Raw genomic sequence first — 26,266 nt, 5'->3', positions numbered from 1 at the left:
GGGCGCCTATGACACAGGGCGCGGCCCCCTCGGGAGGCGTACGTTCAGCGGCCGGCGGCCCACTCCTCGCTCAGGCAGCCGAACTCGACGGTGTCGTACCACGTGTCCCCGACCCGGACGCTCGACCGGCGGCGCCCCTCCTCGACGAAACCGACCCGGCGGAAAGCGCGCATCGCGCGTTCGTTGCCGCTCCAGGTGTCCAGTTCGAGGCGGTGCAGCCGGCAGGCCCCGAAGAGGTGGCCCACCAGGAGACTCAGCGCCTCGGAGCCGTAGCCGCCGCCCCAGCGGTCGCGTTCCCCGATGGTGATGCCGACCGTCGCGCGCCCGGCGAACGGGTCCAGGTCGCGGTAGTCGGCCATGCCGATCGCCCGCCCGTCGGCCCGGTCCTCCACCGTGAACGTCAGTTCGCTGCTCGGGTTGTCCCGCAGCCGCGCCTCGTGGAAGGCGGCCATGGCCTCCCGGCTCACGGGCCCGAAGTACGGGTTGCCGCCGGTGGCCCAGTGCACCACCTCGGGGTCGTTGCGCCACCGGAAGTGAGCGTCCAGGTCCTCGGCGCTCAGTGCCCGCAGTCCTACCAGTCTGCCTTCGATCATCCGGTGATCCTAGGGATACGTTCGCCCCCGCCGACCGGCGCCGTCGCTGCCCCGGAGGACGACCCGGTCCGCGTACGCTCCGAGGTGGACCCCACCCCGGTGAACCCCCACACCGGTGAACCCCCACACCGGTGGACCCCCACACCCGGCGGTCTCCCAGCCCATCTGACATGTGAAGCCCATCCGCCGTATGAAGCCCATCCGACATGTGAAGCCCATCGGACGTATGAGGACGTATGAGGAAGAGCAGTTGATCCCGCTCCTGGACGGCGTCGGAGCGGCGTCGTGATCGCGCTGGTCACCGGCGCGAACCGCGGAATCGGGCGCGAGGTCGCCCGGCGGCTCGCCGTCGAGGGCCACACCGTGTACCTGACGGCCCGCTCCGGCAAGGCGGCAACCGAGGCGGCCAGGGCCATCGGCGGGCCGGACGTCCGACCGCTCCGGCTCGACGTCACCTCCGCCGAGGACGTCGCGGCGGCGGCCCGGGACATCGGCGCCCTCGACGTACTGGTCAACAACGCGGCGATCACGTACGACACCTGGCAGCGCGCCACGAGCGCCGACCTGGACGTCGTACGCGAGGCGGCCGAGACCAATCTGTACGGGCCCTGGCGGCTGACCCGGGCGCTGCTGCCGCAGTTGCGGGCGAGCGCGCACCCGCGTGTCGTGAACGTCTCCAGCGAGGCGGCCTCCCTCACCAGCATGGGCGGCGGAACCCCCGCCTACTCGGCGTCGAAGGCCGCGCTCAACGCGCTGACCAGGATGTTCGCCGCCGAACTGCGTTCCGACGGGATTCTGGTGAACGCGGTCTGCCCGGGCTGGGTCGCCACCGACATGGGCGGCCCCGGCGGCCGGCCCGTCGAGGAGGGCGCCGCGAGCGTCCTGTGGGCGGTCAAGCTCCCCGACGACGGCCCCACCGGCGGCTTCTTCCGCGACGGACGCCCACTGCCCTGGTGACCGCTTTTCTGGTGACCACTGCCCTGGTGACCGCTCCCCTGATGACCACTGGCCTGGTGACCACTGGCCTGGTGAGAGGCCGATACGACCTCGGATGAAGGGGCGGCACCCCCGCCCTTGACCTCAACCTGAGTTGAGGTCGAAGACTGCTCGCGAGGGTCTCCCCCTCCCCGGCTTCCGAGAACCGTTGAGGAGCGAGCAGGCGATGCGAGCAGCACAGGTGCAGGAGTTCGGCGGGCCCGAGGTGCTCGTGACGGTGGAGGTCCCGGACCCGGTGCCGGGGCCCGGCGAGGTACTGATCGATGTGGCGTACGCCGACACGATCTTCGTGGAAACCCAGATCCGGGCCGGCTGGGGCGGCGAGTACTTCAAGGTGGCACCCCCGTACGTGCCGGGCGGCGGCGTCTCCGGGGTCGTGAGCGGGCTCGGTCCCGAGGTGCCCGGGGAGTGGCTCGGCCGCCGGGTGACGGCGTTCGTGGACGGCAGCTACGCCGAGCGGGCCGTCGCTCCGGTCACGGCCCTGACCGTCGTACCGGACGCCCTGGATCTCGCGTCGGCCGCCGCCCTCGTCCACGACGGCGTCACCGCGGCAGGCCTGCTGGAGCTGACCGGCCTCGGTGCCACGGACCGCGTCCTGATCCTCGGCGCCTCCGGAGGCATGGGCACCCTGCTCGTCCAACTGGCCCACGCACGCGGTGCCCGGGTCGTCGCGGCGGCCCGCGGAGCGGAAAAGCTGCATCTGGTAAGGGAGTTGGGCGCGGACGCGGTGGTCGACGTGAGCCGCCCGGACTGGACGGACGCGGCACGCACCGCGCTCGGCGGCGACACGGAGAGCGAGAGCCGGTCGGCCGCCGCGGACGTGGTCCTGGACGGGGTGGGCGGTGAACTCGGCCTCGCTGCCTTCGCGTTGACCGCGGACGGCGGTCGCTTCTCCGCCCACGGGGCCCCGTCGGGCGGCTTCACCCCGGTCGACCCGGCCGAGGCCGCCCGTCGCGCCATCACCCTCTTCGGCATCACGGACGTCCAGTTCACCCCCGCCGGCATCCACCGCCACACCACCACGACCCTGACCGAAGCGGCAACGGGCCACCTGCGCCCGGTGATCGGCAAGGTGTTCCCCCTTCCCCAAGCGGCCGAAGCGCACACGGCGGTGGAGGGGCGGGGGGTGGTGGGGAAGGTGGTGCTGGGGGTGTCCGGAGCCTCAGGGGCATCTGGCGTGTCAGAGGTGTCAGGGGTTTCGACGGCATAAGGGCGTACGGACGCACGGTCGCGCACCGGGCGGGCACCGGCCGCGCACCGCCGCGCAACGGGCTGGCACCGCCGCGCACCGGGCGTGAGGGACATGCCAGGCCTCACCCCGGTTCAGATCGCTCAGGCCGCCTGGCACCACTTTTCGAGCGCGATGGCGATTTCCTTCCTGTCCGGCATCCTCTCGATCGCCAGCGGCTCCTCCGCCGCGATCAGTACCGTCGCGATCCTGCCGCAGGCGTGGTCGAATGCCGGTCCCTCGGTGGCCAGACCCCTGTCCAGCGTCCGGGCCGTCCGGATGACGTCGGTGAACACGGACTGGGCGCGTTTGAAGGCGAGCAGCTTGCGCAGGTCGTCCGCGTGCTCTGCCGAGTAACGGCGGTCGACCCCCTCGACGGCCTCGCGCCACTGCCGGATCACCCGGCGTTCCTGGGCCGCCGGGTAGCGCATCAGGTAGAGGTGCGTGGCCAGGTCGTACAGCGGGTCGCCGAACATCGCCAGCTCCCAGTCGATCGTCCACAGCCGGCGTTCGGCGTCCACGATGAAGTTCTCGCGGTGGAGGTCGGCGTGCAGCAGGCAGAACGGGCGGTCGGTCAGGCCGGACACCTGTTTGCGGAGGTTCCTGAACGAGTCGTCGTTCAGGCCGAGGTCGTGGAACAGGCCGGCGAAGCGGGGCAGGTTCCGCCGGTACACCCGCTCCTCGGTGAACAGCACCAGCCGTTCCAGGAAGCCGGCGCTGTCCGCCTCGTCGGCCCGGTCGGCGAGCCGGCACGTCCGCTCGGCGGTCAGGGAGTCGGGCTGGACGGCGGCCAACTGGCCGAAGAGTGAGACGATCTGCCGGACGAGCGGCTCGGGAACCTCCGTGCCGGAGCCGTACAACTGGCCCAGCGTGTGGCCCTCGACGAACCGCTGGAGGCGGACGGAACCCGCCTGGATCAGCTCGGGGATGCCGTCGACGCGGCCCTCCAGCGACAGGAGCAGTTCCTCCTCGGAGGCGAAGCACCGCCGGTCGAACCACAGCAGGTCGGGCCGGGGCTCCCGGCACTTCCAGCGGACCTTCCCGGCCGTTCCGGTCCCGTCCGGCAGGGGGAAGACGTACGTCTCGTGGTGGTAGCCGTGGAGCGGGCCCTCGACCGCGTCCGCGTCGCCACTCGCCTCGACGGCGCGCAGCAGGGCCGGGGTGGCCGATTGGGGTGACATGGACCGTTCTCTCACGTGAGACCGCAACCAATGAGGAAAAGGGGAGCAGGTTACTCCCCGCCGAGTGCGCATGGTGCCAGAAGTTTCCTTCCGCTCACCTCGCGCCGTTCCTTGAACGTATGACCCACCCTTCGCCCGAAAGCGGCTGCCGGGTGAGCGCACCAGCCACGATGCCGAGTACCCGAGGGCGCCCCCGTATCCCGTTCTCGTCCGCTTTCCCAACCGCTGCCGCCTCTGCCACCCCCTCCCCCATCCCGTCGGCCATCCCGTCGCCGGTCCCCTCGGCCATCCCCTCGGCCATCCCCTCGGCGGTCCCTCAGTTCCGGTCGCGCAGGATCGACAGCACGGTTTCCAGGGAGGTCACCACGTCCTCGGCGCCCGCGTCGCGCAGGAGTTTCTCCTTGCGTTCGTTGCGCGCGTAGCCGAGGAAGGGGACTCCGGCCCGCTGTGCGGCCTGGAGGTCGGAGGGGGCGTCGCCGATCATCAGCGCCGCGGACGGGGCGGCGCCGAGGGCGTTCAGGGCCCGGTTGAGGCAGTGCGGGTCCGGCTTGAGGTGGTGCAGGTCCTCGGTGCGGCCGTAGATGTTGGGGGCGAAGCAGTCGGTCAGGTCCCGGCTTGCCAGGTAACGGGTCGCCGTCTGAGGGGAGTTGTTCGTGGTGATCGCCAGGCGGGCGCCGACGGCGCTCCAGGTCCGGATCAGCGGATCGGCGTAGGCGGTGGGCCAGGCGGAGATCACCGCCTTCAGCTCCTGCTGGGTGAACCGTGCCTCCAGCTCCGTCACCAGATCGCTGCGCGGGCGGCGCCGGTTGACCGCGTGCAGCACCACCATCGGATCGGGGTGCATCCGCTCCTCGTCGGTCAGCAGCCCGTGCATGCCCTGCCGTTCGAGCCATTCGACCAGGTCCCGGGCCACCCGCTCCGCCGAATGCCCCGCGAACAGCCGGCAGACGGGGCCGTCGAAGTCGAAGAGCACGAAGCGGGCGCGCGTGACCGCGTCCCTGAGCTTCGCCGTCCGTGTCGCCACCGCTTCGGTCGTCCGTGTCGCCACCGCTTCGGCCCGCGCCGTTTCAGAAGTCACTAGGAGAGTTTCAGGTCCGTGGTGATGGTTTCCCAGAGGGCGTCGAACCACTTCTGCGATTCCTCCACGAACGTGGCGTCGCGCCCGCCCGCCCGCTTCTCGAAGGAGAAGAGCAGGGACGTCGAGCCGATCGCGTCGTACAGATCCAGGACCTCGCTCTCCACGGTCTCCTCGCGCTGGGCGATCATGTAGTACGCGATCAGCGCCTCGGAGTCGTTGAGCAGGTACAGCTTCAGCGGCGGGGTGAACGGCAGCGCGCGGAAGGTCACGCTGACGTCGATGCCATGGGAGGCGCGCAGGGCCTGGAGGTTGTGCCGCAGTACGAGCACCTGGGCGTTGCGCTGGTCCAGCCACCGCTTGTGGACGGCGTCCTCCTCCTCGTCCTGGCCGTTCACCGGAACCGGGAACGCCAGCGTGATGTCCCGGGAAGGCAGCAGAATGCGGACGTCGATCGACTGGGGATGGAGTCTGCCGTCGTGGATCTGCCGGACGGGTTCGCTGAGCGCCACCATCAGCGTCTCCGCCGTGAGGCAGGCCGCGTCGATCCGTACGTGCGGCACGGCGAACGCCTCGGTGAGGCGGGGGGCGAGCCCGACCATCGTGGGCTGCGGACCGTCCCGGATGGGAGCGACCTCGGCGATCCGCGGCGGACTCCCCTTGCTGACATTGCTGAGCAGGCCGTCCGTCTGGAGCAGGCCGAGGGCCTGGCGGACCGTGCCGCGTTCCACGCCGAACTCGTCGGCCAGTTCGGCCTGGGTGGGCAGGCGGTCGCCCGCCTTGAGTTCGCCGGTGCGGATGCGCTCCCGGAGGGTGTCGGCGATCTGCTGCGGCGAGAGCCTTCTGCTGTCGTTCACGGCCACGTTCTCCTGAGTCACGACCAAACGCTACAACTGCCGCCTACCTATGGGCAGTTGTTTGAAAGTTGTTTATGGCTACCGGCCAAGTGGGGACAACTTAAGCATAGTTGGTAACCAACCTGGCCAAGTTGGCGGAAGTTTTGCCTCCCCATCGTGACCGGTCCCCCCGCCGGCCCTCCTTCCACAGCAGGAGGAACCTCCATGCCCGTCATCGCCCTCCTCTCCGCCGTCTTCGTCGTCGGCTTCGAGCAGTTCGCCCAGTGGCAGTACGGACCGTCCGGCCTCGTCGGACTGCTCCTGCTGGCCATCGGGATCAAGGCCAAGAGCCCGACGTGCAGCTCCATCGGGGCGGTCGTACTCGCCCTGATGGTCACGGGCCCGGCCCTGTGACCTGCGAGGCACCGCATCCGGGGGACCTCAGCCCGAGAGCAGCAGCTCGGAGCTGATGGTCTCCCACAGCGCGTCGAACCACAGACGGGACTGCTCCACGGACGCCGTGTCACGCGGCTCCGCCCCCTGGTCGAAGGAGAAGAGCGTGGAGCGGGTGCCCTGGACGTCGTAGAGCTGGAGCCGCTCATAGTCGACCTCCTCCTCACGCCGGGCGGGCGCGTAGTAGGCGAAGAGGGCCTCCGCGCCGTTGAGCAGGTAAAGCTTCACCGGTGGCGCCCCGACGGGGGCCGGGAAGGGCAGGTCGATGTCACCGCTCGGCAGCAGCACCCGGACGGCCAGCCTGGCCCGGGTGGGCGTACGCTCGCCGGCCCGCAGTTCACCGGACCTGATCCGGCTGCGCAGCTCATCGACCACCTCCCGGTGCGACCTCGGCGGCCGAGGCGGCCCAGGCGACCGAGGTGGCCTCTTCCGCCGGTCGGCGGCGGCGTGTTCCGGCTCCACGTCCGAACACTACAACTTCCCGCCATCTTTGGGCAGTTGCCGGACAGGTGGTTATGAGTTGCCCCAACCTGGAGATAACTAGGAATGAGTTGGTCACCAACTTGCACAACATGGTTGCACTTACCGGGGGTTGGCTGCCTGAGTGACGCCTGTGATCCGGGTGCTGGTCTGGTCCGGTCGCTGGTCGGGGTGTCGGGGCGGGCGGTCCTCATCGGGGTTCGCCTTATCGTCCCGAAGGAGGGACCTTCATGCCGCTCTTCGCCCTCGCCGTCGCCGCCCTCGCCATCGGTTTCGAGCAGCTCGTCCAGTGGAAGTACGGGCCGATGGGCATCATCGCGTTCGTCGCGCTGTCCGTCGGTCTCAAGGCCAAGAACACCACGATCAGCGGCATCGGGGCCGTGATCCTCGTGATGCTGCTCGCCCAGTCCGGCTGACCGGACGCAGCCGTCCGCCAGCCCGGCCGACCGGGCTCTCCTCCGGAGGGGAGCCGGGAGCCCGGTCGGTCCGCACCACCGCACCACCGGATCAACGGTCCAACGGTCCAACGGTCCAACGGTCCAACGGTCCAACGGTCCAACGGTCCAACGGTCCAACGGTCCAACGGTCCAACGGTCCAACGGTCCAACGGATCAACGGTCCAACGGATCAACAATCACAACTGAATCGCTACGGAGTCGGAGATCACGGGGAGCCGCCCGGTACCCGCACGGAAGGAGGGCGTGGACAACGCACGGAACGGCAGCGGTGGTTCAGAAGATGTCCGGGCACCACGGTCGCCTGGACGTGCGCAGCAGGGCGTCGGCGATGGAGGCGGCGCCCTCTTGCCGTTCCCGGACCCGGCCGAGCGCCACGAGCCGCTCCGCGGAGTCGTCACCGAGCCAGAGGGTCGCCAAGTCGGCGATGGACAGCGTGAGTTGGGCGTCCTCGGTGGTCCGGGCGCAGGTCGCGGTGCCGTCCGCGGCGGCCCGCAGCAGGTAACGGCCGCCGTCCGGCCCGCTCTCGTCCGTCACCTCCAGGACGAGCGTCCCGGCGGCGGCGTACGTCCGTGCCTCCAGGGCCCGTTCGACGTCCAGGATGCGCACCCACAGCCAGTCCGACTGGGTGGTGATGCGGGCGGCCCGCGGGTCCGGCAGGAACTGCGGCAGCAGGTCGTCGGGGGCGCGGCGGCCCGTCCTGACCCGGGTGATCCAGTCGATCGAGCACAGGTACTGCCACAGGGCGCGCTCCGCCGCCGGCGTCACCGCGAGCAGCCAGTTCACGGTGGCGGTGTTCTGCGGCTGGTTGGAGTCGTCCCAGTTGTCGTCGGACTCGTAGGAGACCAGGCCCTCGATCTCGCCGGACGCCGAGCGGTACTGCGCGTAGAAGGGTTCCTTCCAGGGGTCGGCGCTCAGGCGGAGCACGCCGGTGCCGATCTGCCACCAGCGGTCGTCGCGGCTGATGGCGCCGGGCCGGTCGCGCCGGAAGCGGTCGTGCAGGGCGGGGCCCGCGCGGCGTACGTCATCGGCGTCCACGAGGTCGACGCGGCCGCCGTCGGCGGGGCCCGCCCAGCGGGGGTCGAGGCCCGTGCGGGCCACGTCGACGGTCCACTCGGTGGTGGTGGTGACGGGGCCGAAGCCGTAGCGGCCGTAGATCGGGTACTCGGCGGCGATCAGCGTCGCGACGACCTCGCCGCGGGCCCTCGCCGCCGCCAGGTCGGTCTCCATCATGCGGGTGAGGAGGCCGCGGCGGCGGTGCGTGGGGGAGACCGTCACGCTGGAGATCGCGTCCGCGGGGACGGTGGCGCCGCCTACGACGGTGAGCTGCTGGGGGAACGAGCGGAACGTCGCCACGCAGCGGTTGCCGTCGTACGCGCCCTGGGTACGCGGCAGGACCAAGCCCGCGCCTCTCGCCTCGGTCTCCTCCTTGGACACCGCCGGGGGGCGGAGGAAGCCGGTGTTCAGGGCGCGTAGCCAGTCCGGGATGTCCTCGGGGGTGAGGGTTCGGATGAGGGGGGCCTCGGGGGCTTCGGGGGTGTTGTGCGGGGTCATGGGGCCACGCTAGGTGTACGGCGGTGGGGTGTCGCGGGGATTTCGTCCCCGCCGGGTCGCTTGCCGCGGGGTTGCTTGCGGGTCGCTTGCAGGTCGCTTGCAGGTCGCTTGCCGCGGGGGCTCGGCGGGGGGCTCGGTGCGTACGGGGCTGCGCCCCGCCCCTGCTCTCGGTCGTCGGCCGGCTGTCCCCCGGTGGGGGCTTGTCGCGCAGTTCCCCGCGCCCCTGAAAGTCCCCGGCGTTCCGGGGCTTTGCCCTCGCCCCTGCTCGCCGTCGTCGGCCGGCCGTCCCCCCGTGGGGGCTTGTCGCGCAGTTCCCCGCGCCCCTCAAAGTCCCCCTCGTTCCCGGGCTTCGCCCCCGCCCCTGAGCCCGTGCCCCTGGGGCTTCCAGTCCTCAGAAGGTTGCTCGGATTTCTCCTACCTCTTGGGAGCCGCCCCGGAGGGGGGTGTGGAGGGACTGGAGGAGGACGGGTGAGGTCGCGTTCAGGTGGGTCAGGGCTTGGGCCAGGACCGCGGGGAGGGCCCGGGTCGCGCCGTCGTCGAGTTTGAAGGCGAGGGCGCGGCCGTCCGGCAGGGCCACCGCCTGGACCGCTTCGGCGCCCATCTTGGACAGCGCCCCCGGAATCTCCCGCATCACCCACGTGTCGGGCCGCCCGGTGCCCGCCACGTACTCGGGGTGGGCCCGCATGGCGTCGGCGACGCGGCGTTCCGCGGTGCCGGGCGCGGCGAGGACGAAGTGGCGGAAGGCGCGGGCGAGTCCGGTCAGGGAGATGGCCATGAGCGGCGCCCCGCAGCCGTCCGTACCGACCGCGGCGACCCGCTCCCCCGCCGCCTCCTCGACCACCATGCGGATGAGCCGCTGGAGCGGGTGCCCGGCGTCGAGGTAGGACTCGGTGGGCCAGCCGCGCCGCACGCAGGCCGCGAGCATCGCGGTGTGCTTGCCGGAGCAGTTCATGGCGACCCGGTCCCGTACGGCGCCGGAGGCGAGGTAGGTCTCCGCCTCCACGGGGTCCAGCGGCAGGTCGGGCGGGCACTGGAGCCGGTCGGCGGTCAGCCCGTGCTCGACCAGCATCTTCCGCACCAGGTCACGGTGGAAAAGTTCGCCGGAGTGGCTGGCGGCGGCGAGGGCGAGGCGTTCCTCGGACAGGTCGAGGCCCGCGCGCAGGACGCCGGCCGCCTGCATCGGCTTGTTGGACGAGCGGGGGAAGACCGGCGCGGTCACGTCACCGAGCGCCAGCTCCACCGTCCCGTCGGCGGCCAGCAGCACCAGGCTGCCGCGATGGCGGCCCTCGACGAACCCGGAGCGTACGACCTCGGCGAGGACCGGCGGGGCCGCGTGAGGCAGCCCGCCCGGCAGGACGGAGGGAGTGGAGAGGGCAGATGGGGTGGAGGGAGTGGAGGGGGTGGAGGGGGTGGAGGGAGTGGAGGGGGTGGCGTCCGGGGTGGACGGGTCCTCGGGTGTGCGAGGGGCGACGGACATCGGCGCTGCCTTCCGGAACGGGACCCGCCCAGAGAGCGCCGGCCGGGCCGGACCCGGAGAGCACCGCCATCGCGGAGCGAGCCCGCACCGGGCAGGCCCGACCCGGACCGCGCCCACCACCGCGGAGCGAGCCCGCGCCGCCAGGTCCCTGCGCAACCCCGAGCCCGGAACCAGCCGGGTCCGGGAGCAACCCCCGGCCCCGGAGCCGCCAGGCCCCAGCGCCCCCAGGTCCCACCGCCCCCAGGTCCCAGCGCTGCTCCCAGCCCCGAAGCCGTCGGGCCCCGGCGCCTGACGGCCCCCGGATCGCCTCAGCCCCCGGATCACCGGAGCCACCGCGTCACCGGAGCCACCGCGTCACCGGAGCCACTGCGTCACCGGAGCCACCGCGTCGCATGAGCCACCGCGTCACCCGAGCCGCGTCACGTCGCCGCCGCCGCCTCACATGAGCAGGTCGTCTACTTGCGCTTCGCCCTCACGGTACCTGCGGGCGATCTCCGCGCTGCAGTCGTCCGCCGTGCGCTGAAGCTGCTGGCGCTGCCGGGAGACCTGCTGTTCGTAGCGGACGAGACGGCCGAGGCCCGCGCCCAGTTCGTCGTCGGTCCGGGCCTCCAGGTCGGACAGCTCCACCTCGGCGAGCATGTCGGCGGCGAGTGCCCGGTACTCCTCGCTGTGCGGCGTGCCCACGGTGACATGGCGGGCCGAGGAGCGGGAGCGGGCCGGGGCGTCCGTGAGGATCTCCGAGAGCCGCTCGACGACGGACGGCTCCCGGGCGGCCAGGAACGGCCGGGGCCCGGCGGCCGGGCCGGGCGTCCGGCGCTCCCGGCGGCGCGCCAGTTCCGCGCGCAGGATGTCGATCCGCCCCTGGAGAAGCCGCCGCACATAGCTGAGGTCGGCCTCGTCCCGCTGGGCGTCCCGGCGCAGGGTCCGCAGTTCGGGCAGCCGCAGTACGGCGAGACCGGGCCGGCCGGCGTCGGCGGGCAGCGGTTCGCCGCCGGTGCGCTGCACCGGGGGCCGGGACGCGGCCCGGCCCGCCCGTGCGCTCGCGCGGGTCAACGACACGGCGCCGGGCTGCCGCCCTGTACTCGGTGTGCTCATGTGCCTCTACCGTCCCCTCGACCGGCGCGGTCCATCCACCGGATGCACCGCAACACCCCGCATGGTGCCACCCCGGATGGTCGCTATGTAACCGAGTGCCCCCGATCGGCCCCAGATGGGGGGTTGGTTACGTCCGGAAATCACGCGAAGGGCCCGCACGGCGCCCCGCCGGCCGGGCACGGCATCATGGTCGGCATGCGTGCGGTGGTGCAGAGGGTGGACGGCGCGAGCGTCGTCGTGGACGGCGAGACGGTCGGCGAGATCAGCGGCGAGGGACTCTGTGTCCTGGTCGGGGTCACGCACGAGGACACCAAGGAGAAGGCGGCCCAACTCGCCCGGAAACTGTGGTCCGTCCGGATGCTGAGCGAGGAGCGCTCCTGCTCCGACATCGACGCCCCGCTGCTGGTCATCAGCCAGTTCACGCTCTACGGCGACGCCCGCAAGGGCCGCCGCCCCACCTGGAACGCCGCCGCCCCCGGCGATGTCGCCGAGCCGCTGGTCGAGGAGGTCGTGGCACAGCTCCGGGCGCTCGGCGCCACCGTGGCCACCGGCCGGTTCGGCGCGCAGATGCGCGTCTCGCTCACGAACGACGGCCCGTTCACCGTCCTCCTGGAGATGTGACCCCGTAACGGGCCTCCGTAACGGGCCTCCGTAACGGGCCTCCGTAGGGGGCCTCCGTAGGGGGCCTGCCGGGGCTTGCTACGGCTCGACCACGACCTCCTGCGCCGCCGCCGTCGAGTCCGCCGTCAGCGGAGCGTCCACCGGAACGTTCCGCTTCACCAGGGCGAGGGCGATCGGGCCCAGCTCGTGATGGCGTACGGCCGTGGTGATGAAGCCGACCTTGCGGCCCTCGGGACCGTCGGCCGTCAGGCGCAGCTCGGTGCCGTGCGCGGGCAGGTGGACCTCGCTGCCGTCGAGGTGGAGGAAGACCAGCCGGCGCGGGGGCTTGCCCAGGTTCTGGACGCGGGCGACGGTCTCCTGGCCGCGGTAGCAGCCCTTCTGGAGGTGCACGGCGGTGCCGATCCAGCCCAGCTCGTGCGGGATGGTGCGGTGGTCGGTCTCGAAGCCGAGGCGGGGCCGGTGCTGTTCGACGCGCAGCGCCTCGTGAGCGAGGAGTCCGGCGGGCGGGCCGGCCGTCTGCGCGTAGGAGTCGAGGTCGGCGCGCGGCAGGAAGAGATCACGGCCGTACGGCGTCTCGCGGACGACGACGCCCTCGGGGACCTCGGCGATCGAACCGGCCGGGAGGTGGACCACCGCGAAGTCGGCGGTGCGGTCGGCGACGTCGACGCGGTAGAAGAACTTCATCGACTCCAGGTACGCGATCAGCGCTTCCTGGGTGTCCGGTTCCGTGTGCATCCACACCGTCGTGCCGTCGTCGACGAGGTAGAGGGCGTGCTCGATGTGGCCGTTCGCGGAGAGGATCAGCGCCTCGGTGGCCCGGCCCGCCGGGAGGTCGGTGACGTGCTGGGTGAGCAGCAGGTGCAGCCAGGAGAGCCGGTCGTCGCCGGTGACGGTGACGACACCGCGGTGCGAGAGGTCCACGAAGCCGAGACCGTCGGCGAGGGCACGCTGCTCGCGGAACAGGTCGCCGTAGTGCGCGGCGACGCCTTCGTCCACGCCCTCGGCGGGAACGGCGCCGGGCAGGGACAGGAGGGAGCTCTTCATGGACATACACACTACGACCGTGGGCTCGTCATTTTTATTTCTGCGGGCCCGAAGGGTCACGCAACGGCCATTTCCGCGGACCCGGACGGTCACGCAACGGCCATTTCCGCGGACCCGGACGGTCACGCAACGGCCATTTCCGCGGACCTGGACGGTCACGCACCGCTCACTTCTGCCGGGCCGCGCAGTCCTCGCAGCGCCCGAAGATCGCGAAGTGCTTCATGTCCGTCTCGAAGCCGAAGGTGTCCCGCAGCTTCGCGGTGAACTCCGCGGCGACCGAGACGTCGGCCTCGATGACGTTCGTGCAGTCCCGGCAGACCAGGTGGATGTGGTGGTGCCGGTCGGCCAGGTGGTAGGTCGGCGCGCCGTGCCCGAGGTGGGCGTGGCTGACCAGCCCCAGCTCCTCCAGGAGCTCCAGCGTGCGGTAGACGGTCGAGATGTTGACCCCCGACGCCGTCTTCCTCACTTCCACGAGGATGTCGTCGGGGGACGCGTGCTCCAGGGTGTCCACTGCTTCGAGGACAAGCTGACGCTGCGGCGTCAGCCGGTAGCCGCGCTGCCTGAGGTCGCTCTTCCAGTCGGTGCTCACCACACTGGAAGTCTAGGACCATCGGCCACACGAGCGGGGGCCGCCGAACCGGACTGGTGAACGAAAGCGGCACTCACGCCGAGCCGTACGGCCGTTCGGCGGCCTGCCCGAGGAATTCGGCGGCCTACTTGAAGGCGGCCTACTTGAAGAACGCGATGCCGTCGTCCGGCATGTCGTCGGGCAGCTCCTTGGCCCAGCGCTCGACGTCCTCCGGGGTGACCGTCTTCTTCAGGTGACCGGACATGTAGGGGCGCAGCTCGACCTCGGGGGTCTGCTTCTCGCCGACCCACATGAGGTCGCTGTTCACATAGCCGTACAGCCGCTTGCCGCCGCTGTAGGGGCCGGACGCGGCGGTGCGCGCCACGGCGTCGGTGACCAGGTCGATCTGCGGCTTCTTGTCGGCGAGTTCGCCGTACCAGATCTCCACGACACCGTCGTCGCGCGTCATCACGACCTCGACCTTGCGGTCGGCGTCGACGCGCCAGAAGCCGGTCTCGGTCTCCAGCGGACGGACCTTGTTGCCCTCCGCGTCGAGCACCCAGCTGTGCGAGCGGTACTCCAGGAAGTTCCGGCCGTCGTGGCTGAAGCTGACCTCCTGCCCGAAGTTGCACTTCTCGGAGCCGGGGAAGTCGTGCACGCCGACTCCGGCCCAGTCGCCGAGCAGGAAGGCAAGGGGGACCAGGTCCTTGTGGAGGTCCGAGGGGATCTCGATCATGAGCTGAACAGTTCCTTGATGGGGGTCAGCGCTGGCCCTGGTACAGCTTCTTCACGGTCAGCCCGGCGAAGGCGAGCACGCCGACGCAGACCAGGACCAGAAGGGTTTCGAAGAAGATCTCCACGGGTGCTCCTCGGTGAGCGGAACGGGGTCCCCCGCCCGGCGCTGCCGCGACCGGGGACGTACACAAGGCCGGGCCCCAGCTTACGCGGCCGGGGCCCGCCGCTCTCTTTCAGGTACACCCCCGGGAAGTTTCGGATACACCCCCCGGGAAGTCCGGCCGCCACTTCCCGGGGGTGTACCGGCGTCAGCCGAGGAGCTGGCTCTGGAGCACCACCGTCTGCCGGAACGGCACGGCCGGGGCGAGCCCCTCGCGGGACTGGACGACCAGGGCGATGGTGTCCCCGGCCGACAGATAGGCCTCACGGACCTGCTCGGGGCCGTACGGCTTGCTCTCGGTGTACGCGTACCGGGTGACGTCGTCGACCTCGGACGCCGCCGGGAAGCGCTGGTCGCGCTCGGTCGTGACGGCGCCGGTGAGCCCGTACTGCGGGGTGTCGTAGTTGGCCAGCTTGGTGGAGACCAGCTCCTCCGCGACGGCGGCGGTGTCGAACTGGAGCAGGTAGATCCGCGTGCGCGTGCCGTCCGGGGTGCTCCAGCCGCGCGCCGCGATGTGCCGCACCGCGTAGTCGGTCAGCATCTGGCCGATCGTCTCCCGGTCGCCCTTCTCGGCGTACTGGGACAGGAAGGCCTTCGCCGGGAGCCAGCCGTCGGTGCCGCGCAGCGAGGCGTCCGCCGTTGCGCCCTTCGGCGCGGGGAGCAGCAGCGCGCGCAGGTCGGCGGAGTGCACGCCCGTCTTGTCGGGGGCGGCGAAGGGGGCCGGGCTGCCGGAGGGCAGCGGCGGCTTCGCGATCGCCGGGTAGTCCCAGCGCCCGTCGGCCTTGGTCGACAGACCGGGTACGTCGTTCCGCTCCATGCGCGTGATGCCGTACGCCGTGGACGCGCCGACCGCCGCGAACACCACCGTGGCGGCGGTCCAGCGCAGCACCGCGCGCAGCACCCGGCGGTCCTTGACGGCCTTGACCGGGGGCTCCTGGGCCGCGTCCGCCACGAGGCTCGGGGCGTCGGCCGGCCGCCGGTCCGGCGCGGGTCCCACGTCGTCGCCCGATACCGTCTGCGCCGCCTGAGCCGCCTGCGCCGTCTGAGCTGCCTGCGCCGTCTGAGCTGCCTGCGCTGTCTGAGTCGCCTGCTCGGTCATACCGCCTCTCCCGGTTCCTGGATGCGGTCGAGCTGCTCGCGGAGCAGTTTGGCGACCCCCTTGGTGTTCATCGGCCTGGCCGCGTACGCGACGGCTTCGACCAGCACGTCGCCCTGGTAGGCGGAGCAGATCATCATGTCGAGCTTCTGCTTCTTGTCCTTGGGCGGCAGGAAGCACTTGGCGTTCTTGTGGCCCTCGATCCGCGGTCCGGAACGGAAGATCTCCAGGGCGTCGAGGACCCCGTTCTGGAACGTCGACATGTTCCGCACGGCCCGCCTGTCCTCGATCTGGGCGAGCTGGACGCTGACGGTGAAGGTGCCGTCGTTCCCCCGCGTGGAGCCGTTGTAGAGGTAGCTGCGCATCGCCATGCCCTTGGTGTGCTGCTTGTCGATCTGCTTCTCGATCTGAAGCCGCTGGGAGCGGGGCAGGCCGCGGACCGACTCCTTGCGCAGGGCGGTGGCCGCGCCTCCGCTGAGCGCGGTGTCGGAGCCGAACCGGGTCATGTCGGGACCCTGGGCGTAGTCGTCGCCGTACGGCACCAGCATCGCGGCGAGCGGGGACGCCGGTTTCGGCTTACCCGCGTCCGCCTTCGCGGTCTTCGGGAACTTCCAGACCGGGGCGCCCGCGTCACGGTCGGCGTCCTGAACGCTCACCACGGTCCAGGCGCCGCCCGCGACGACGGCGCCGACGAGCAGCAGGGCACCGGCGACGGCGGCGACACGGCCGCGCCGCCCCGGCTTCCCGCCGGGCGCGGTGCTCTCCGCGCTTTCCGAGGTCGGCAAGCTCTCCGGGGCCTCCGCACTCCGCGGACTCTCCGGGGTCTCCGCGCTCTGCGGGCTCTCCGGGCTCTCCGGGTTGGTGGGTAGCTCGCTCACAGCCGCTCCAACTGACGCTTGGCCAGGTCCATGATCTCCGTCTTCGGGATCGGCTTGGAATCGAAGACCCAGATCTCCAGGGCGATGTCGCCGCGTGCGGCCGCCGCCTGCGCCTTGTAGAGCGGCAGGTAACCGGGCTTCGTCTCCGGCTTGAAGAGGTAGACCATGCCGTTGCCCGAGCCGGGAACACCCCAGCTCCGGGTGTCGTCCACGTTCCACCGGCCCGCCCGGTCGAAGGCGGCGAGCCTCTCGTTCTGGCGGTACTGCACCAGCCGGATCTGGGTGTTGTGGTGGCCCTGGCTCCAGGTGACGCCCGCGCCCCGGCGGAACTCGGCCCTGATCAGATCGCCGAACTCCCGGTCGGAATTCTTCAGGGAGCCGGCGTACTCGGCCAGGTCGAGCCAGCCGTCCTCCTCGGGCGCCCAGTCCGGCTCCTTCGCGCCCTTGGGCCGCGGCAGCAGCAGCTTGCGCAGGTCGCCGTCCGTCTTGACCCGGTGGTCCTGGGCGGCGGACAGCGGCTCGGGGCCGGCGCCCTCGGCCTGGGCGACCACCGGCTGGGACAGCGGCGGCAGCTTGGTGGGCGCGCGGCCGGCCTGGACGACGAAGCCGGTGCAGGTGCCGGCCACGAGACCGAGCACGGCGGCCGTTGCGATCAGCAGGGCGGTACGCCCCCGCCGGCGCCGGGCACGCGGCTCGGCGGAGCCGTCCGCCACGGCGGCCTGCGCGGACTCACCGGCGCCGGCCATCGGCGCGTCGTCGGACACACGCGGTCTTTCCGGTGTTCCGGACCCTTCGGGTACTTCCAAGACGTCCCCCCACAGAACGTGAAGCGTGGATTCCGTATCCGCGCGCACAGGAGACCCATGGCCCCCGCATGGGGTTGCGCCGAGGATGATCACGATCCGGCATACGGAGGGTGCCGACGCCCCGGCATACGATGACGGCCATGGCGAACAAGCTCGTGATCAAGGTGACGGCCGGTGCCGACGCCCCGGAACGCTGCTCCCAGGCCTTCACGGTCGCCGCGGTGGCCGTGGCCAGTGGCGTGGAGGTGTCCCTCTGGCTGACCGGCGAGTCCGCCTGGTTCGCGCTGCCGGGCCGGGCCGCCGAGTTCGAGCTGCCGCACGCGGCGCCGCTGCCCGATCTGATCGACGCGATCCTGGCGGCCGGCCGCATCACCCTGTGCACCCAGTGCGCGGCCCGCCGCGACATCACCGAGAAGGACGTCCTGGAGGGCGTACGGATCGCGGGGGCGCAGGTGTTCGTGCAGGAGGCTATGACGGACGGGACCCAGGCACTCGTCTACTGACGGGACAGGGCTTACGGGGGTACCGACGAGACAGGGCTTGCGGGGCCCGCTACAAGCGGGGCTTGCGGCGGAGGTCCACCCAGAGGCAGAAGGGGTGGCCCGCCGGGTCGAACAGCACCCGTACGTCGTCCTGGGGCTGATGGTCGGCGAGCCGGGCGCCCAGCTCGACGGCCCGCTCGGTCTCCTCGGCGAGGTCGTCGACCTCGATGTCGAGGTGCACCATCATCCGCTGGTCACCGGGGCCCGCAGGCCACACCGGCGGGGTGTAGAGCGGTTCGGTCTCGAAGGCGAGGGCGGTGCCCTCGAAGGGCGGGCCGATGAGCACCCAGTGCGGCTCCTCGGCGCGCACGACATAGCCGAGCAGCCGCTGGTAGAACTCGGCCAGCTTGTGGGCGTCGGGTGCGTCCAGCACCACCGTGGACAACCTCGTACGCGACATATCAGCTCTCCGGGCCGTACCGCTTGCCTGCCGTCACCACTGCCGTCGTCACTGCCGTCGTCACCACTGCCGTCGTCACCCCTGCCATCGCCGGCACCGCCATCACGTGACCACTGCCCTCGTGACCGCTGCCGCCGGCGTCACTACTGCTGTCGTCGTTTCTTGCCGTCCAGCTCGTCCCACCACTCGTCGGACTTGTCGTCGCCGGACGGGTCGTCCCACCACCGGTCCTCGGGCCCGCGCCGGTTGGCGACCATCGCGGCGACCGGCGGGATGACCATGGCCACCACGCACATCGCGACGGCGGCCGGCACCGACCAGATCCGTACGACGCCCCAGGCGAGGACGAACAGCGCGATGCACGTCCCCATCATGACGAAGTACACGTGACGCCTGCGTGCGTACATGCCTCCAGCGTAGGCCCGGACCTCCCGTCCGGCGCAGTGCCCCGGAGGCCTCCCGGCGCGGGCGGGCACGCCGAAGGGCCGCACCCCGGTCCGGTGAGCGTCCAACCCCCGGGGGTGCGGCCCTTCGACTGTTCGGCAGGCTGCCGTCAGGGACGGCGGCCCGTTGTTCAGACGGCGATCGCGACCTCGGCGAGGCCGCCCGTCTGCGCGACGACCGTGCGGTCGGCGGTGCCGCCGGGGACCAGCGCCCGGACGGTCCAGGTGCCCTCGGCCGCGTAGAAGCGGAACTGGCCCGTGGCGGAGGTGGGCACCTCCGCGGTGAACTCGCCGGTCGAGTCCAGCAGACGGACGTAGCCCGTCACCGGCTCGCCGTCGCGGGTCACCTGCCCCTGGATCGTCGTCTCACCGGGCTTGATCGCCGAGGCGTCGGGGCCGCCGGCCTTCGCTCCACACATATGTCAGTTCCGTCCTTCAGGCCGTGGGATTACTTGTTGGCGCCCAGCTCGATCGGCACGCCGACGAGGGAGCCGTACTCGGTCCAGGAGCCGTCGTAGTTCTTGACGTTCTCGACACCGAGCAGCTCGTGCAGCACGAACCAGGTGAGCGCGGAACGCTCACCGATGCGGCAGTACGCGATGGTGTCCTTGGCGAGGTCGACCTGCTCCTCGGCGTACAGCTCCTTCAGCTCGTCGTCCGACTTGAAGGTGCCGTCGTCGTTGGCGTTCTTCGACCACGGGATGTTGCGGGCGCTCGGCACGTGGCCCGGACGCTGCGACTGCTCCTGCGGCAGGTGCGCCGGCGCGAGCAGCTTGCCGCTGAACTCGTCGGGCGAGCGGACGTCGACCAGGTTCTGCGAGCCGATCGCGGCGACGACGTCGTCACGGAAGGCGCGGATCGAGGTGTCCTGCGGCTTGGCCTTGTACGTCGTCGCGGCACGCTCGGGCACCTGCGAGCCGTCGACCAGGTCGCGGGAGTCCAGCTCCCACTTCTTGCGGCCGCCGTCGAGGAGCTTCACGTTCTCGTGGCCGTAGAGCTTGAAGTACCAGTAGGCGTAGGACGCGAACCAGTTGTTGTTGCCGCCGTAGAGCACGACCAGCGTGTCGTTGGCGATGCCCTTCGCCGAGAGGAGCTTCTCGAAGCCCTCCTGGTCGATGAAGTCACGGCGGACCGGGTCCTGGAGGTCCTTCGTCCAGTCGATCCGGATGGCGTTGCGGATGTGGTTCTTCTCGTAGGCCGAGGTGTCCTCGTCGACCTCGACGACGACCACGTTCGGGTCGTCCAGGTGGTCCTGGACCCAGTCGGCGTCTACCAGGACGTCCGTGCGGCTCATGCTCGTTCTCCTCCGGGGCAGTTGCGGCGAGGTGATGCGTGATGCGTTGGAGAGGGGTGCGCGCTGGTGCGGGCCGGTCAGGGCCGCACGGCGCAAGGGTGGCCCTGACGAGAGAGGTCCAAGGGCCCGGCGCGCGGAAGACCGGAACGCTTCCGCTCAGAAGGTGCGACAGAGCATGGCGGCGACGCGGCACAGGTCGACTGCCCGCCGCTTCGTGAGATCCGCCTGTCGCTTCATGCGTCCGATCGTAGGGACGGACAGGCGGGCATGTCACCGGCGTGTCGCATACTGAGACGCGATCGTCCGTATTGTGATACGAAAAGGGGGCCGGCCCCGTCGCCGCACGGGTCCCGCCCCGCCTGCCCGTCTTCACGCCGATCGCGCATCTGCGGTGCGGACATCGCCGTCTCGCTCTTCGGACAGGCCGTGCCGGGGGTCTACCTGGCCAGGCTGACGTCCGAGCCCTTCACCGAGATGTCCACGCCGTCCGGGGCCGCCTGGACCTTGTCGAGCTTGATGCCGCCCGGCAGCTCCTTGATCTTCTGTTCGAAGTCGGTGACCGACCGGACCGTCCCGTCGGCGAGCTGGACGTCACCGATCTTCGGCAGGGAGTCCGCGTGCACCCGCACGGTGTCGCCGGAGACGCTGACGGAGCTGAGCACCGAGACCGGGGGCAGCGCGTGGCCGAGGAACTTCGACGCGATGGTCACCTTGATCTTGCCGTCGCCGCCGTCGGAGAGTCCGCTGACCCGCGCGGTGACGCCGGGGGCGACCTGGCCCGGCTCGGAGCCCGCCGCCTTCAGCAGTTCGCCGTACGCGATCGTGGCGGTGCCGGTGGCCCGCTCGGCGGTGGCGGAGCTGAAGTCGCCGCTGAAGGCCACCCCGTGCATCTCGGCGCGCAGATGGTCGATCCGGACGGTCCCGGCGGAGGTGCCGGTCTGCGCCTCGTAGTCCTCGATGCCGACCTTCACGTCGTCCAGGCGGCTCGCGAAGACCTGGGTGAGGAACGGGAAGCCCTCGATGGACACGTCGGGGGTGTCGGCGAGCCCCTCCGAACTCTTGATGCGGTCGGCCGCGCGGTCCTCCGCGAAGTTGACCGCCACCCGGTCGGCGATCACGAAGAGACCGCCCAGGACGATGACCAGGATCAGCAGTATTCGCAGTGCGCGCATGCTCGGTGTTCCCTCACGTCGGTCGGCCCTCTGGTCGGCCTCGTTGCCGCAGAACGCGAGCCTAACCATGAAGGGCCCCCGGTCCGGGGGCCCTTCATGGCGGTTGTCGATCAGCTGTGACGATTCGGCGCGGGTTGACCGGATCGAGGCGGTGGGAACCGGCCGTCAGCCCAGCGCGCGGCCCAGCAGGTAGACCGCCGGGGCGGCTGCGGCCAGCGGCAGCGCCACGCCCGCGGTGAAGTGCACGAACCGGGACGGGTAGTCGTAGCCGGCCGCCCGGTGCCCGATCAGCGCGCACACCCCGGCGCCGAGGCCGACGAAAGCACCCTGGGTGCCGAGGTCCGTCAGCCCGCCGACCGCGACACCGGCGCCCGCGGCGGCCAGCAGCGCGACCACCACGGAGGCGGCGGTGGGCAGCGGCAGCGCACGGGCCAGGATCGCCACGGCGACCGCCGCGCAGCCCACGGTCACGGCGTCCGGCTCGGCCGCGAGATGCCCGGCCGCGATGATCGCGAGCGCCGCGGAGGCGACGGTCGCCATCAGCCCGTACATCCGGGTGTCCGGGTCGGCGTGGCTGCGCAGTTGCAGGACGAGGGTGAGCAGGACCCACACGCCGAGGGTGCCGAGGATCGCGGCGGGCGCGTTGTCCCGGCCCGCGGCGAGCAGCGCCACGTCGGCGGTCAGCGCGCCGGCGAAGGCCAGCGCGATGCCCTGCCGGGCGGGCCACATCCCGTTCAGCCGGAACCAGCCCGCCGCCGTGACGGCCTGGAGCACGACGAGCGGGACGACGAGCGCGTACTCGCCGATCGCCGCCGCGCCGGACAGCAGCAGTCCGAGCAGCGCGGTCAGCGCGGCCGGCTGCATACCGGGCTCGATGATCGGGGAACGTCCCTCGGCGCGGGCGCGCTGGGCGTCGGTGATCCGGGCGTTTCCGGTGACGGTCGCGGGCCCGTAGGCCGAGGTGGCGTCGGCGGCGACCTCGGCGGGCGTCGCGTCGGCGAGCGGGATTCCGTCGGGGCGGATCTGGACGCCCACCTCCTCGGCGACGGACGGGTCGGGGGCGGGGGCCGCGCCGGGAGCGACGGCCTCGGGGACGGAGGTCCACGGCTGGGCGGGCGCCTCGGCCGGCAGCGGCCCGCCGGCGACACCCCCGTAGCCCTGCGGGCCCTGGTGCGCCTGATGTCCCTGATGTCCCTGGGGCGCTGGGTGCCCGTGAGGTGCCGGCTGCCCCTGGTGCCCTCGGGGGTCCTGGGGGCCCTGCGGCTCACGAGGCTCCTGCGGCTCGCCGTACGCCTGGTAGCCCTGCGGCGGCAGATAGGCGGTGTCCGCGGCGGAGACGGGAGCGTGGGTCTGCGTCTCCCAGGTCTGCCCCTCCCACTGCTGGGTGTGCTGCTGCCAGTCGGACTGCGGCTGGTGCCGCGGCTGGTGCTGCTGGGGCTGGTGCCGCGGCTGCTCCTGGCCCCGCTGCTCCTGCCCCTGCTGGTGCGGGGGCTGCTGATACGGGGGCTGCTGCCGGGGCTGCCCGTACGGGTCGTACTCCTCGTACTGACCCTCGTACCGGCCCTCGAACGGCTGGTTGCTCATGGTGTCGCTCACCCTCCTGCGAACGGCGGGAGCACCTCGACCGTGCCGCCCTCGGCCAGCCGTACCGTCTCATGCCCTCGGGTGCCCACGGGGTCACCGTCGATGAGGAACGAGCATCGCCGCAGGACGCGGACCAGCTCGCCGGGGTGTCGTTCACGGGCGGCGTCGAGTGCCTCGGCGAGCGTGCCCGCCTCGTACGGCTCCTCGGCGACGCCGGCCGCGGCCTTGGCGGCGGCCCAGTAACGCACCGTGCCCTTTGCCATCTCGTTCCTCAATCAGCGGTCCGGTGTCTGTGTCACGCGTTCGCGTGAACCTGGCCAGGCTAGCCCGCGTGTGCGACCGCCCAGTCCGCGATCCGGGTCAGCAGGTCGTCGGGGGCCGCGTTCTCCGCGTGGCCCATGCCGTGCTCCAGCCACAGTTCGGCGTGCCCGGCGGAGGCCTCGGCCAGCATTCGCGGGTGGTCGACGGGGAAGTAGCCGTCCCGGTCGCCGTGCACGACGAGCAGCGGGGTCGGCGCGATGTACGGGACGCACTCGGCCGGGGACGCCGGCACCGGGTCCCACTCGCGGTGGTGGATGCGGGTGCGCAGGCCGAGCCGGCTCACCATCCGGCCCTCCGGGCGGGTGACCAGCCAGTGCAGCCGCCGCATCGGGGCGGTGCCCCGGTAGTACCAGCGGGCGGGCGAGCTGACCGAGACCACCGCGTCCGTACCGGCGTCCGTACCCGCATCCGTACCGGCGTCCGTACCCGCGTCCGTACCGGCATCCGTATCCGCGTCCGCACCGCGCCCCGCGCGCCCCTCGCGCTCCTGACGCCCCTCCTGCATCTGGTGCCCCTCGTGCGTCCGGTGCCCCTCGCGCGTCTGCTGCCCCTCGCGCGTCCGGCGGTCGTGCTCGGCCGCCTCCCGCAGGCCTGGCCCCGAGCCCGTCTTCCCGTACAGCGCCGCGTGCCGCAGCACCACCGAGCCGCCCATCGAGAAGCCGACGGTCGCGATCCGGGTGTGCCCCAGCTCACGCGCCCAGGCGACCGCCGCCGCCAGGTCGTGGACCTCGCGGTCGCCGACCGTGGACCGGCCGCCGGAGGCGCCGTGACCGCGGAAGGAGAAGGTCACGACCGCACCGCGGCGGCCGAGGACACCGGCCGCGCGGCGCACGTGCGGGCGGTCCAGATCGCCCGTGAACCCGTGCGCCAGGATGAACGCCAGGTCACCTCCGGGCCGCTCCCCGGCGTCGTAGGCCGCGTCGATCGTCACTCCGTCGACCGTGCGCAGAAACCTCCGCGCGGAGGTGCGCGGCGTTGTCTCACGGTGTGGACTGTTGAAAGATCGCGTCACTTGACCTGCCGGACCTACGCTCATGTGGGCTATTCTGCTGGGCATGAGGACTCGGGCAGAGTAGCCCCCGGGTCCTTTTGTGCTTTCGGAAGCCGTTGTATACGAAGCGGGAAACCGCAGGTGTACGGGGCGACGGAGGCGCGGCGGGTCCCAGGGCGCGGGGTCCGCGAGCAGAGAGCAGTGCCGCAAACGTCCTCGCAGGGACCGAGGAGGAACCAGACGTTATGGGCGAGCGAACCGTGCACGAACGCAGGACGACCCAGGCGGGTGAGGTGCGATGAGTTCACTGTTGCTCCTGACCAACGCCCTTCAGCCGTCGACGGAGGTGCTTCCCGCTCTCGGCCTGCTGCTGCACAACGTGCGCGTGGCGCCGGCCGAAGGCCCCGCCCTCGTCGACACCCCCGGTGCCGACGTCATCCTCATCGACGGACGACGTGATCTCCCCCAGGTCCGCAGCCTGTGTCAGCTGCTGCGCTCCACGGGACCCGGCTGTCCGCTCATCCTCGTCGTGACGGAGGGCGGCCTCGCGGCCGTCACCGCCGACTGGGGCATCGACGACGTGCTCCTCGACACCGCGGGACCGGCCGAGGTCGAGGCACGGCTGCGGCTCGCGATGGGCCGCCAGCAGATCGTCAACGACGACTCCCCCATGGAGATCCGCAACGGCGACCTCTCCGTGGACGAGGCGACCTACAGCGCCAAGCTCAAGGGCCGGGTCCTCGACCTGACCTTCAAGGAGTTCGAGCTGCTGAAGTACCTCGCGCAGCACCCGGGCCGCGTCTTCACCCGCGCCCAGCTCCTCCAGGAGGTGTGGGGCTACGACTACTTCGGCGGTACCCGCACGGTCGACGTGCACGTACGGCGGCTGCGCGCGAAGCTCGGCCCCGAGCACGAGTCGCTGATCGGCACCGTCCGCAATGTGGGATACCGCTTCGTCACCCCGGAGAAGGTGGAGCGCGCGGCGGACGGAACCAAGGCCAAGGCGGCCCAGCCAAAGCCGGACGATGCGGACGACACGGCGCACCTGGACGCCACCGCTGCCGCACCGGCTCCCCAGGAGGCACAGGAAGCGGCCGTACGGCCTGCCCAGAGGTAGGTCCATCCGCGTAGACTCCGCGCGTGGCCAAGGTGACTCGGGATGATGTGGCACGACTGGCGGGTACCTCGACCGCCGTCGTCAGCTATGTCATCAACAACGGACCCCGGCCGGTCGCCCCGGCCACGCGCGAGCGCGTCCAGGCGGCGATCAAGGAGCTGGGGTACCGGCCCGACCGGGTCGCCCAGGCCATGGCGTCGCGGCGGACGGAACTCATAGGGCTGATCGTCCCGGACGCGCGCCAGCCCTTCTTCGGGGAGATGGCGCACGCGGTCGAACAGGCCGCCGCCGAGCGCGGGAAAATGGTCCTGGTCGGCAACTCCGACTACATCGCCGAGCGCGAGGTCCACTATCTGCGGGCCTTCCTCGGCATGCGCGTCTCCGGCCTGATCCTCGTCAGCCACGCGCTGAACGACCACGCCGCCGCCGAGATCGACGCCTGGGACGCCCGTGTGGTGCTGCTGCACGAGCGCCCCGAGGCGATCGACGACGTCGCCGTCGTCACCGACGACATAGGGGGCGCCCAGCTCGCCACCCGGCACCTCCTGGAGCACGGCTACCCGTACGTGGCCTGCCTCGGCGGCACGGCCGAGACCCCGGCGGTCGGCGACCCGGTCTCCGACCACGTCGAGGGCTGGCGGCGCGCCATGCAGGAGGCCGGCCTGTCCACCGAGGGCCGCCTCTTCGAGGCCCCCTACAACCGCTACGACGCCTACCAGGTCGGCCTTGAGCTGCTCGCCGGCCCGCACCGGCCGCCGGCCATCTTCTGCTCGACCGACGACCAGGCGATCGGCGTGCTGCGCGCCGCCCGCGAGCTGCGCATCGACGTGCCGGGGCAGCTGGCGGTGGCCGGGTTCGACGACGTCAAGGAAGCGGCCCTGACCGACCCGCCGCTGACCACGATCGCCTCGGACCGCTCGGCGATGGCCCGCGCGGCCGTCGACCTCGTCCTCGACGACGGCCTGCGGGTGGCGGGCTCGCGCCGCGAACGGCTGAAGCAGTTCCCCTCCCGGCTGGTGGTCCGCCAGTCCTGCGGCTGCGAGTAGCCCCGGCCCGGCACAGCGGCACCGG

Annotated in this window: 31 protein-coding genes; 8 read left to right on the top strand and 23 right to left on the bottom strand. The window is 71.6% G+C overall.

Annotated elements, in window-relative coordinates:
- Positions 1 to 44: 44 nt before the first annotated feature.
- Positions 45 to 593: a GNAT family protein gene (locus AB0912_RS10050; protein WP_366697658.1), complete on the bottom strand. Its 549-nt coding sequence runs from the start codon at positions 591 to 593 to the stop codon at positions 45 to 47.
- 285 nt (positions 594 to 878) lie between these two features.
- On the opposite strand from AB0912_RS10050, the gene AB0912_RS10045 reads away from it, so the two are divergent.
- The gene (locus AB0912_RS10045; RefSeq protein ID WP_366697656.1) at positions 879 to 1,550 is read left to right on the top strand and encodes an SDR family oxidoreductase; all 672 of its coding nucleotides are present in this window, start codon (positions 879 to 881) and stop codon (positions 1,548 to 1,550) included.
- Between the two features lie 205 nt (positions 1,551 to 1,755).
- Complete coding sequence (locus AB0912_RS10040) at positions 1,756 to 2,799, top strand: zinc-binding dehydrogenase (protein WP_366697654.1); 1,044 nt, start codon at positions 1,756 to 1,758, stop codon at positions 2,797 to 2,799.
- 122 nt (positions 2,800 to 2,921) lie between these two features.
- On the opposite strand, the gene AB0912_RS10035 is transcribed toward AB0912_RS10040, so the two are convergent.
- The 3 genes from AB0912_RS10035 to AB0912_RS10025 all read right to left on the bottom strand — a co-directional run bounded on the left by AB0912_RS10035 (position 2,922) and on the right by AB0912_RS10025 (position 5,957).
- The gene (locus AB0912_RS10035) at positions 2,922 to 3,998 is read right to left on the bottom strand and encodes a phosphotransferase (RefSeq protein ID WP_366697652.1); all 1,077 of its coding nucleotides are present in this window, start codon (positions 3,996 to 3,998) and stop codon (positions 2,922 to 2,924) included.
- 316 nt (positions 3,999 to 4,314) lie between these two features.
- On the bottom strand, positions 4,315 to 5,127 hold the full coding sequence (locus tag AB0912_RS10030) for an HAD-IA family hydrolase (protein ID WP_366697650.1): 813 nt from the start codon (positions 5,125 to 5,127) through the stop codon (positions 4,315 to 4,317).
- Positions 5,076 to 5,957, bottom strand: coding sequence for a winged helix-turn-helix domain-containing protein (locus AB0912_RS10025; protein ID WP_366697648.1), 882 nt, complete (start codon positions 5,955 to 5,957; stop codon positions 5,076 to 5,078). The genes AB0912_RS10030 and AB0912_RS10025 overlap by 52 nt, the downstream gene beginning before the upstream one ends.
- A gap of 177 nt (positions 5,958 to 6,134) precedes the next feature.
- On the opposite strand from AB0912_RS10025, the gene AB0912_RS10020 reads away from it, so the two are divergent.
- Positions 6,135 to 6,323 carry a hypothetical protein gene (locus AB0912_RS10020; RefSeq protein WP_366697646.1) on the top strand — a complete coding sequence of 63 codons (189 nt, stop codon included), beginning with the start codon at positions 6,135 to 6,137 and terminating at the stop codon, positions 6,321 to 6,323.
- A 27-nt stretch (positions 6,324 to 6,350) separates the two neighbouring features.
- On the opposite strand, the gene AB0912_RS10015 is transcribed toward AB0912_RS10020, so the two are convergent.
- Positions 6,351 to 6,737, bottom strand: coding sequence for a hypothetical protein (locus AB0912_RS10015; protein ID WP_366697644.1), 387 nt, complete (start codon positions 6,735 to 6,737; stop codon positions 6,351 to 6,353).
- 335 nt (positions 6,738 to 7,072) lie between these two features.
- On the opposite strand from AB0912_RS10015, the gene AB0912_RS10010 reads away from it, so the two are divergent.
- Positions 7,073 to 7,258, top strand: a complete 186-nt coding sequence (locus AB0912_RS10010; RefSeq protein WP_366697642.1) for a hypothetical protein — start codon at positions 7,073 to 7,075, stop codon at positions 7,256 to 7,258.
- Positions 7,259 to 7,573: 315 nt separating this feature from the next.
- Here AB0912_RS10010 and AB0912_RS10005 read toward each other — a convergent pair whose 3' ends face one another.
- The 3 genes from AB0912_RS10005 to AB0912_RS09995 all read right to left on the bottom strand — a co-directional run bounded on the left by AB0912_RS10005 (position 7,574) and on the right by AB0912_RS09995 (position 11,423).
- Positions 7,574 to 8,851 (bottom strand): GNAT family N-acetyltransferase, encoded by a 1,278-nt coding sequence (locus AB0912_RS10005; RefSeq protein WP_366697640.1) that lies wholly within the window; start codon positions 8,849 to 8,851, stop codon positions 7,574 to 7,576.
- Positions 8,852 to 9,242: 391 nt separating this feature from the next.
- Complete coding sequence (locus AB0912_RS10000) at positions 9,243 to 10,328, bottom strand: asparaginase (protein WP_366697638.1); 1,086 nt, start codon at positions 10,326 to 10,328, stop codon at positions 9,243 to 9,245.
- A gap of 438 nt (positions 10,329 to 10,766) precedes the next feature.
- Entirely contained in the window at positions 10,767 to 11,423 is a 657-nt protein-coding gene (locus AB0912_RS09995) for an AmfC protein (RefSeq protein ID WP_366697636.1), read from the bottom strand.
- A gap of 195 nt (positions 11,424 to 11,618) precedes the next feature.
- Between AB0912_RS09995 and dtd the strand changes: the two genes are divergently transcribed.
- Entirely contained in the window at positions 11,619 to 12,044 is a 426-nt protein-coding gene (gene dtd / locus AB0912_RS09990; RefSeq protein ID WP_366697634.1) for a D-aminoacyl-tRNA deacylase, read from the top strand.
- Between the two features lie 78 nt (positions 12,045 to 12,122).
- Here the strand turns inward: dtd and AB0912_RS09985 are convergent, their stop codons facing one another.
- The 6 genes from AB0912_RS09985 to AB0912_RS09960 all read right to left on the bottom strand — a co-directional run bounded on the left by AB0912_RS09985 (position 12,123) and on the right by AB0912_RS09960 (position 17,289).
- Entirely contained in the window at positions 12,123 to 13,088 is a 966-nt protein-coding gene (locus AB0912_RS09985) for a folate-binding protein (protein WP_366697632.1), read from the bottom strand.
- Positions 13,089 to 13,254: 166 nt separating this feature from the next.
- Entirely contained in the window at positions 13,255 to 13,680 is a 426-nt protein-coding gene (locus AB0912_RS09980) for a transcriptional repressor (protein WP_366697630.1), read from the bottom strand.
- A gap of 136 nt (positions 13,681 to 13,816) precedes the next feature.
- Complete coding sequence (locus AB0912_RS09975) at positions 13,817 to 14,392, bottom strand: FABP family protein (RefSeq protein WP_366697628.1); 576 nt, start codon at positions 14,390 to 14,392, stop codon at positions 13,817 to 13,819.
- Positions 14,393 to 14,699: 307 nt separating this feature from the next.
- Entirely contained in the window at positions 14,700 to 15,650 is a 951-nt protein-coding gene (locus tag AB0912_RS09970) for a hypothetical protein (RefSeq protein ID WP_366697626.1), read from the bottom strand.
- Entirely contained in the window at positions 15,647 to 16,525 is an 879-nt protein-coding gene (locus AB0912_RS09965; protein WP_366697624.1) for a hypothetical protein, read from the bottom strand. Before AB0912_RS09965 ends, AB0912_RS09970 begins: the two co-directional genes overlap by 4 nt.
- Positions 16,522 to 17,289 carry a hypothetical protein gene (locus AB0912_RS09960; protein WP_366697622.1) on the bottom strand — a complete coding sequence of 256 codons (768 nt, stop codon included), beginning with the start codon at positions 17,287 to 17,289 and terminating at the stop codon, positions 16,522 to 16,524. The genes AB0912_RS09965 and AB0912_RS09960 overlap by 4 nt, the downstream gene beginning before the upstream one ends.
- Positions 17,290 to 17,471: 182 nt before the next feature.
- On the opposite strand from AB0912_RS09960, the gene AB0912_RS09955 reads away from it, so the two are divergent.
- Positions 17,472 to 17,834, top strand: a complete 363-nt coding sequence (locus tag AB0912_RS09955) for a DsrE family protein (RefSeq protein ID WP_366697620.1) — start codon at positions 17,472 to 17,474, stop codon at positions 17,832 to 17,834.
- Between the two features lie 49 nt (positions 17,835 to 17,883).
- On the opposite strand, the gene AB0912_RS09950 is transcribed toward AB0912_RS09955, so the two are convergent.
- From AB0912_RS09950 to AB0912_RS09910, 9 genes are all read right to left on the bottom strand, one after another.
- On the bottom strand, positions 17,884 to 18,273 hold the full coding sequence (locus AB0912_RS09950) for a VOC family protein (protein WP_366697618.1): 390 nt from the start codon (positions 18,271 to 18,273) through the stop codon (positions 17,884 to 17,886).
- Positions 18,274 to 18,416: 143 nt separating this feature from the next.
- A complete protein-coding gene (locus tag AB0912_RS09945; protein WP_366697616.1) occupies positions 18,417 to 18,680 on the bottom strand; it encodes a DUF3099 domain-containing protein in 264 nt (87 codons plus the stop codon).
- 167 nt (positions 18,681 to 18,847) lie between these two features.
- On the bottom strand, positions 18,848 to 19,135 hold the full coding sequence (locus AB0912_RS09940) for a DUF1416 domain-containing protein (protein ID WP_366697614.1): 288 nt from the start codon (positions 19,133 to 19,135) through the stop codon (positions 18,848 to 18,850).
- A 29-nt stretch (positions 19,136 to 19,164) separates the two neighbouring features.
- Positions 19,165 to 20,010, bottom strand: coding sequence for a sulfurtransferase (locus tag AB0912_RS09935; RefSeq protein WP_366697612.1), 846 nt, complete (start codon positions 20,008 to 20,010; stop codon positions 19,165 to 19,167).
- Positions 20,011 to 20,166: 156 nt separating this feature from the next.
- Entirely contained in the window at positions 20,167 to 20,247 is an 81-nt protein-coding gene (locus AB0912_RS09930) for a putative leader peptide (RefSeq protein WP_350310325.1), read from the bottom strand.
- A gap of 200 nt (positions 20,248 to 20,447) precedes the next feature.
- Complete coding sequence (locus AB0912_RS09925; protein ID WP_366697610.1) at positions 20,448 to 21,182, bottom strand: DUF2993 domain-containing protein; 735 nt, start codon at positions 21,180 to 21,182, stop codon at positions 20,448 to 20,450.
- Positions 21,183 to 21,347: 165 nt separating this feature from the next.
- Complete coding sequence (locus AB0912_RS09920; protein WP_366697608.1) at positions 21,348 to 22,766, bottom strand: hypothetical protein; 1,419 nt, start codon at positions 22,764 to 22,766, stop codon at positions 21,348 to 21,350.
- Between the two features lie 8 nt (positions 22,767 to 22,774).
- Positions 22,775 to 23,029, bottom strand: coding sequence for a MoaD/ThiS family protein (locus AB0912_RS09915; protein ID WP_081218128.1), 255 nt, complete (start codon positions 23,027 to 23,029; stop codon positions 22,775 to 22,777).
- Positions 23,030 to 23,088: 59 nt separating this feature from the next.
- On the bottom strand, positions 23,089 to 24,123 hold the full coding sequence (locus AB0912_RS09910) for an alpha/beta fold hydrolase (RefSeq protein ID WP_366697606.1): 1,035 nt from the start codon (positions 24,121 to 24,123) through the stop codon (positions 23,089 to 23,091).
- A 253-nt stretch (positions 24,124 to 24,376) separates the two neighbouring features.
- Here AB0912_RS09910 and AB0912_RS09905 point away from each other — a divergent pair, with 253 nt between their 5' ends.
- The gene (locus AB0912_RS09905) at positions 24,377 to 25,195 is read left to right on the top strand and encodes a response regulator transcription factor (RefSeq protein WP_366697604.1); all 819 of its coding nucleotides are present in this window, start codon (positions 24,377 to 24,379) and stop codon (positions 25,193 to 25,195) included.
- Between the two features lie 23 nt (positions 25,196 to 25,218).
- Entirely contained in the window at positions 25,219 to 26,241 is a 1,023-nt protein-coding gene (locus AB0912_RS09900; RefSeq protein WP_366697602.1) for a LacI family DNA-binding transcriptional regulator, read from the top strand.
- Positions 26,242 to 26,266: the final 25 nt, after the last annotated feature.

The organism is Streptomyces sp. NPDC007084 (assembly GCF_040703595.1).
Taxonomy (GTDB): Bacteria; Actinomycetota; Actinomycetes; order Streptomycetales; family Streptomycetaceae; genus Streptomyces.
Note: the sequence above shows the minus strand (reverse complement) of the source record. Positions and strands in the feature narration are given on the sequence as shown.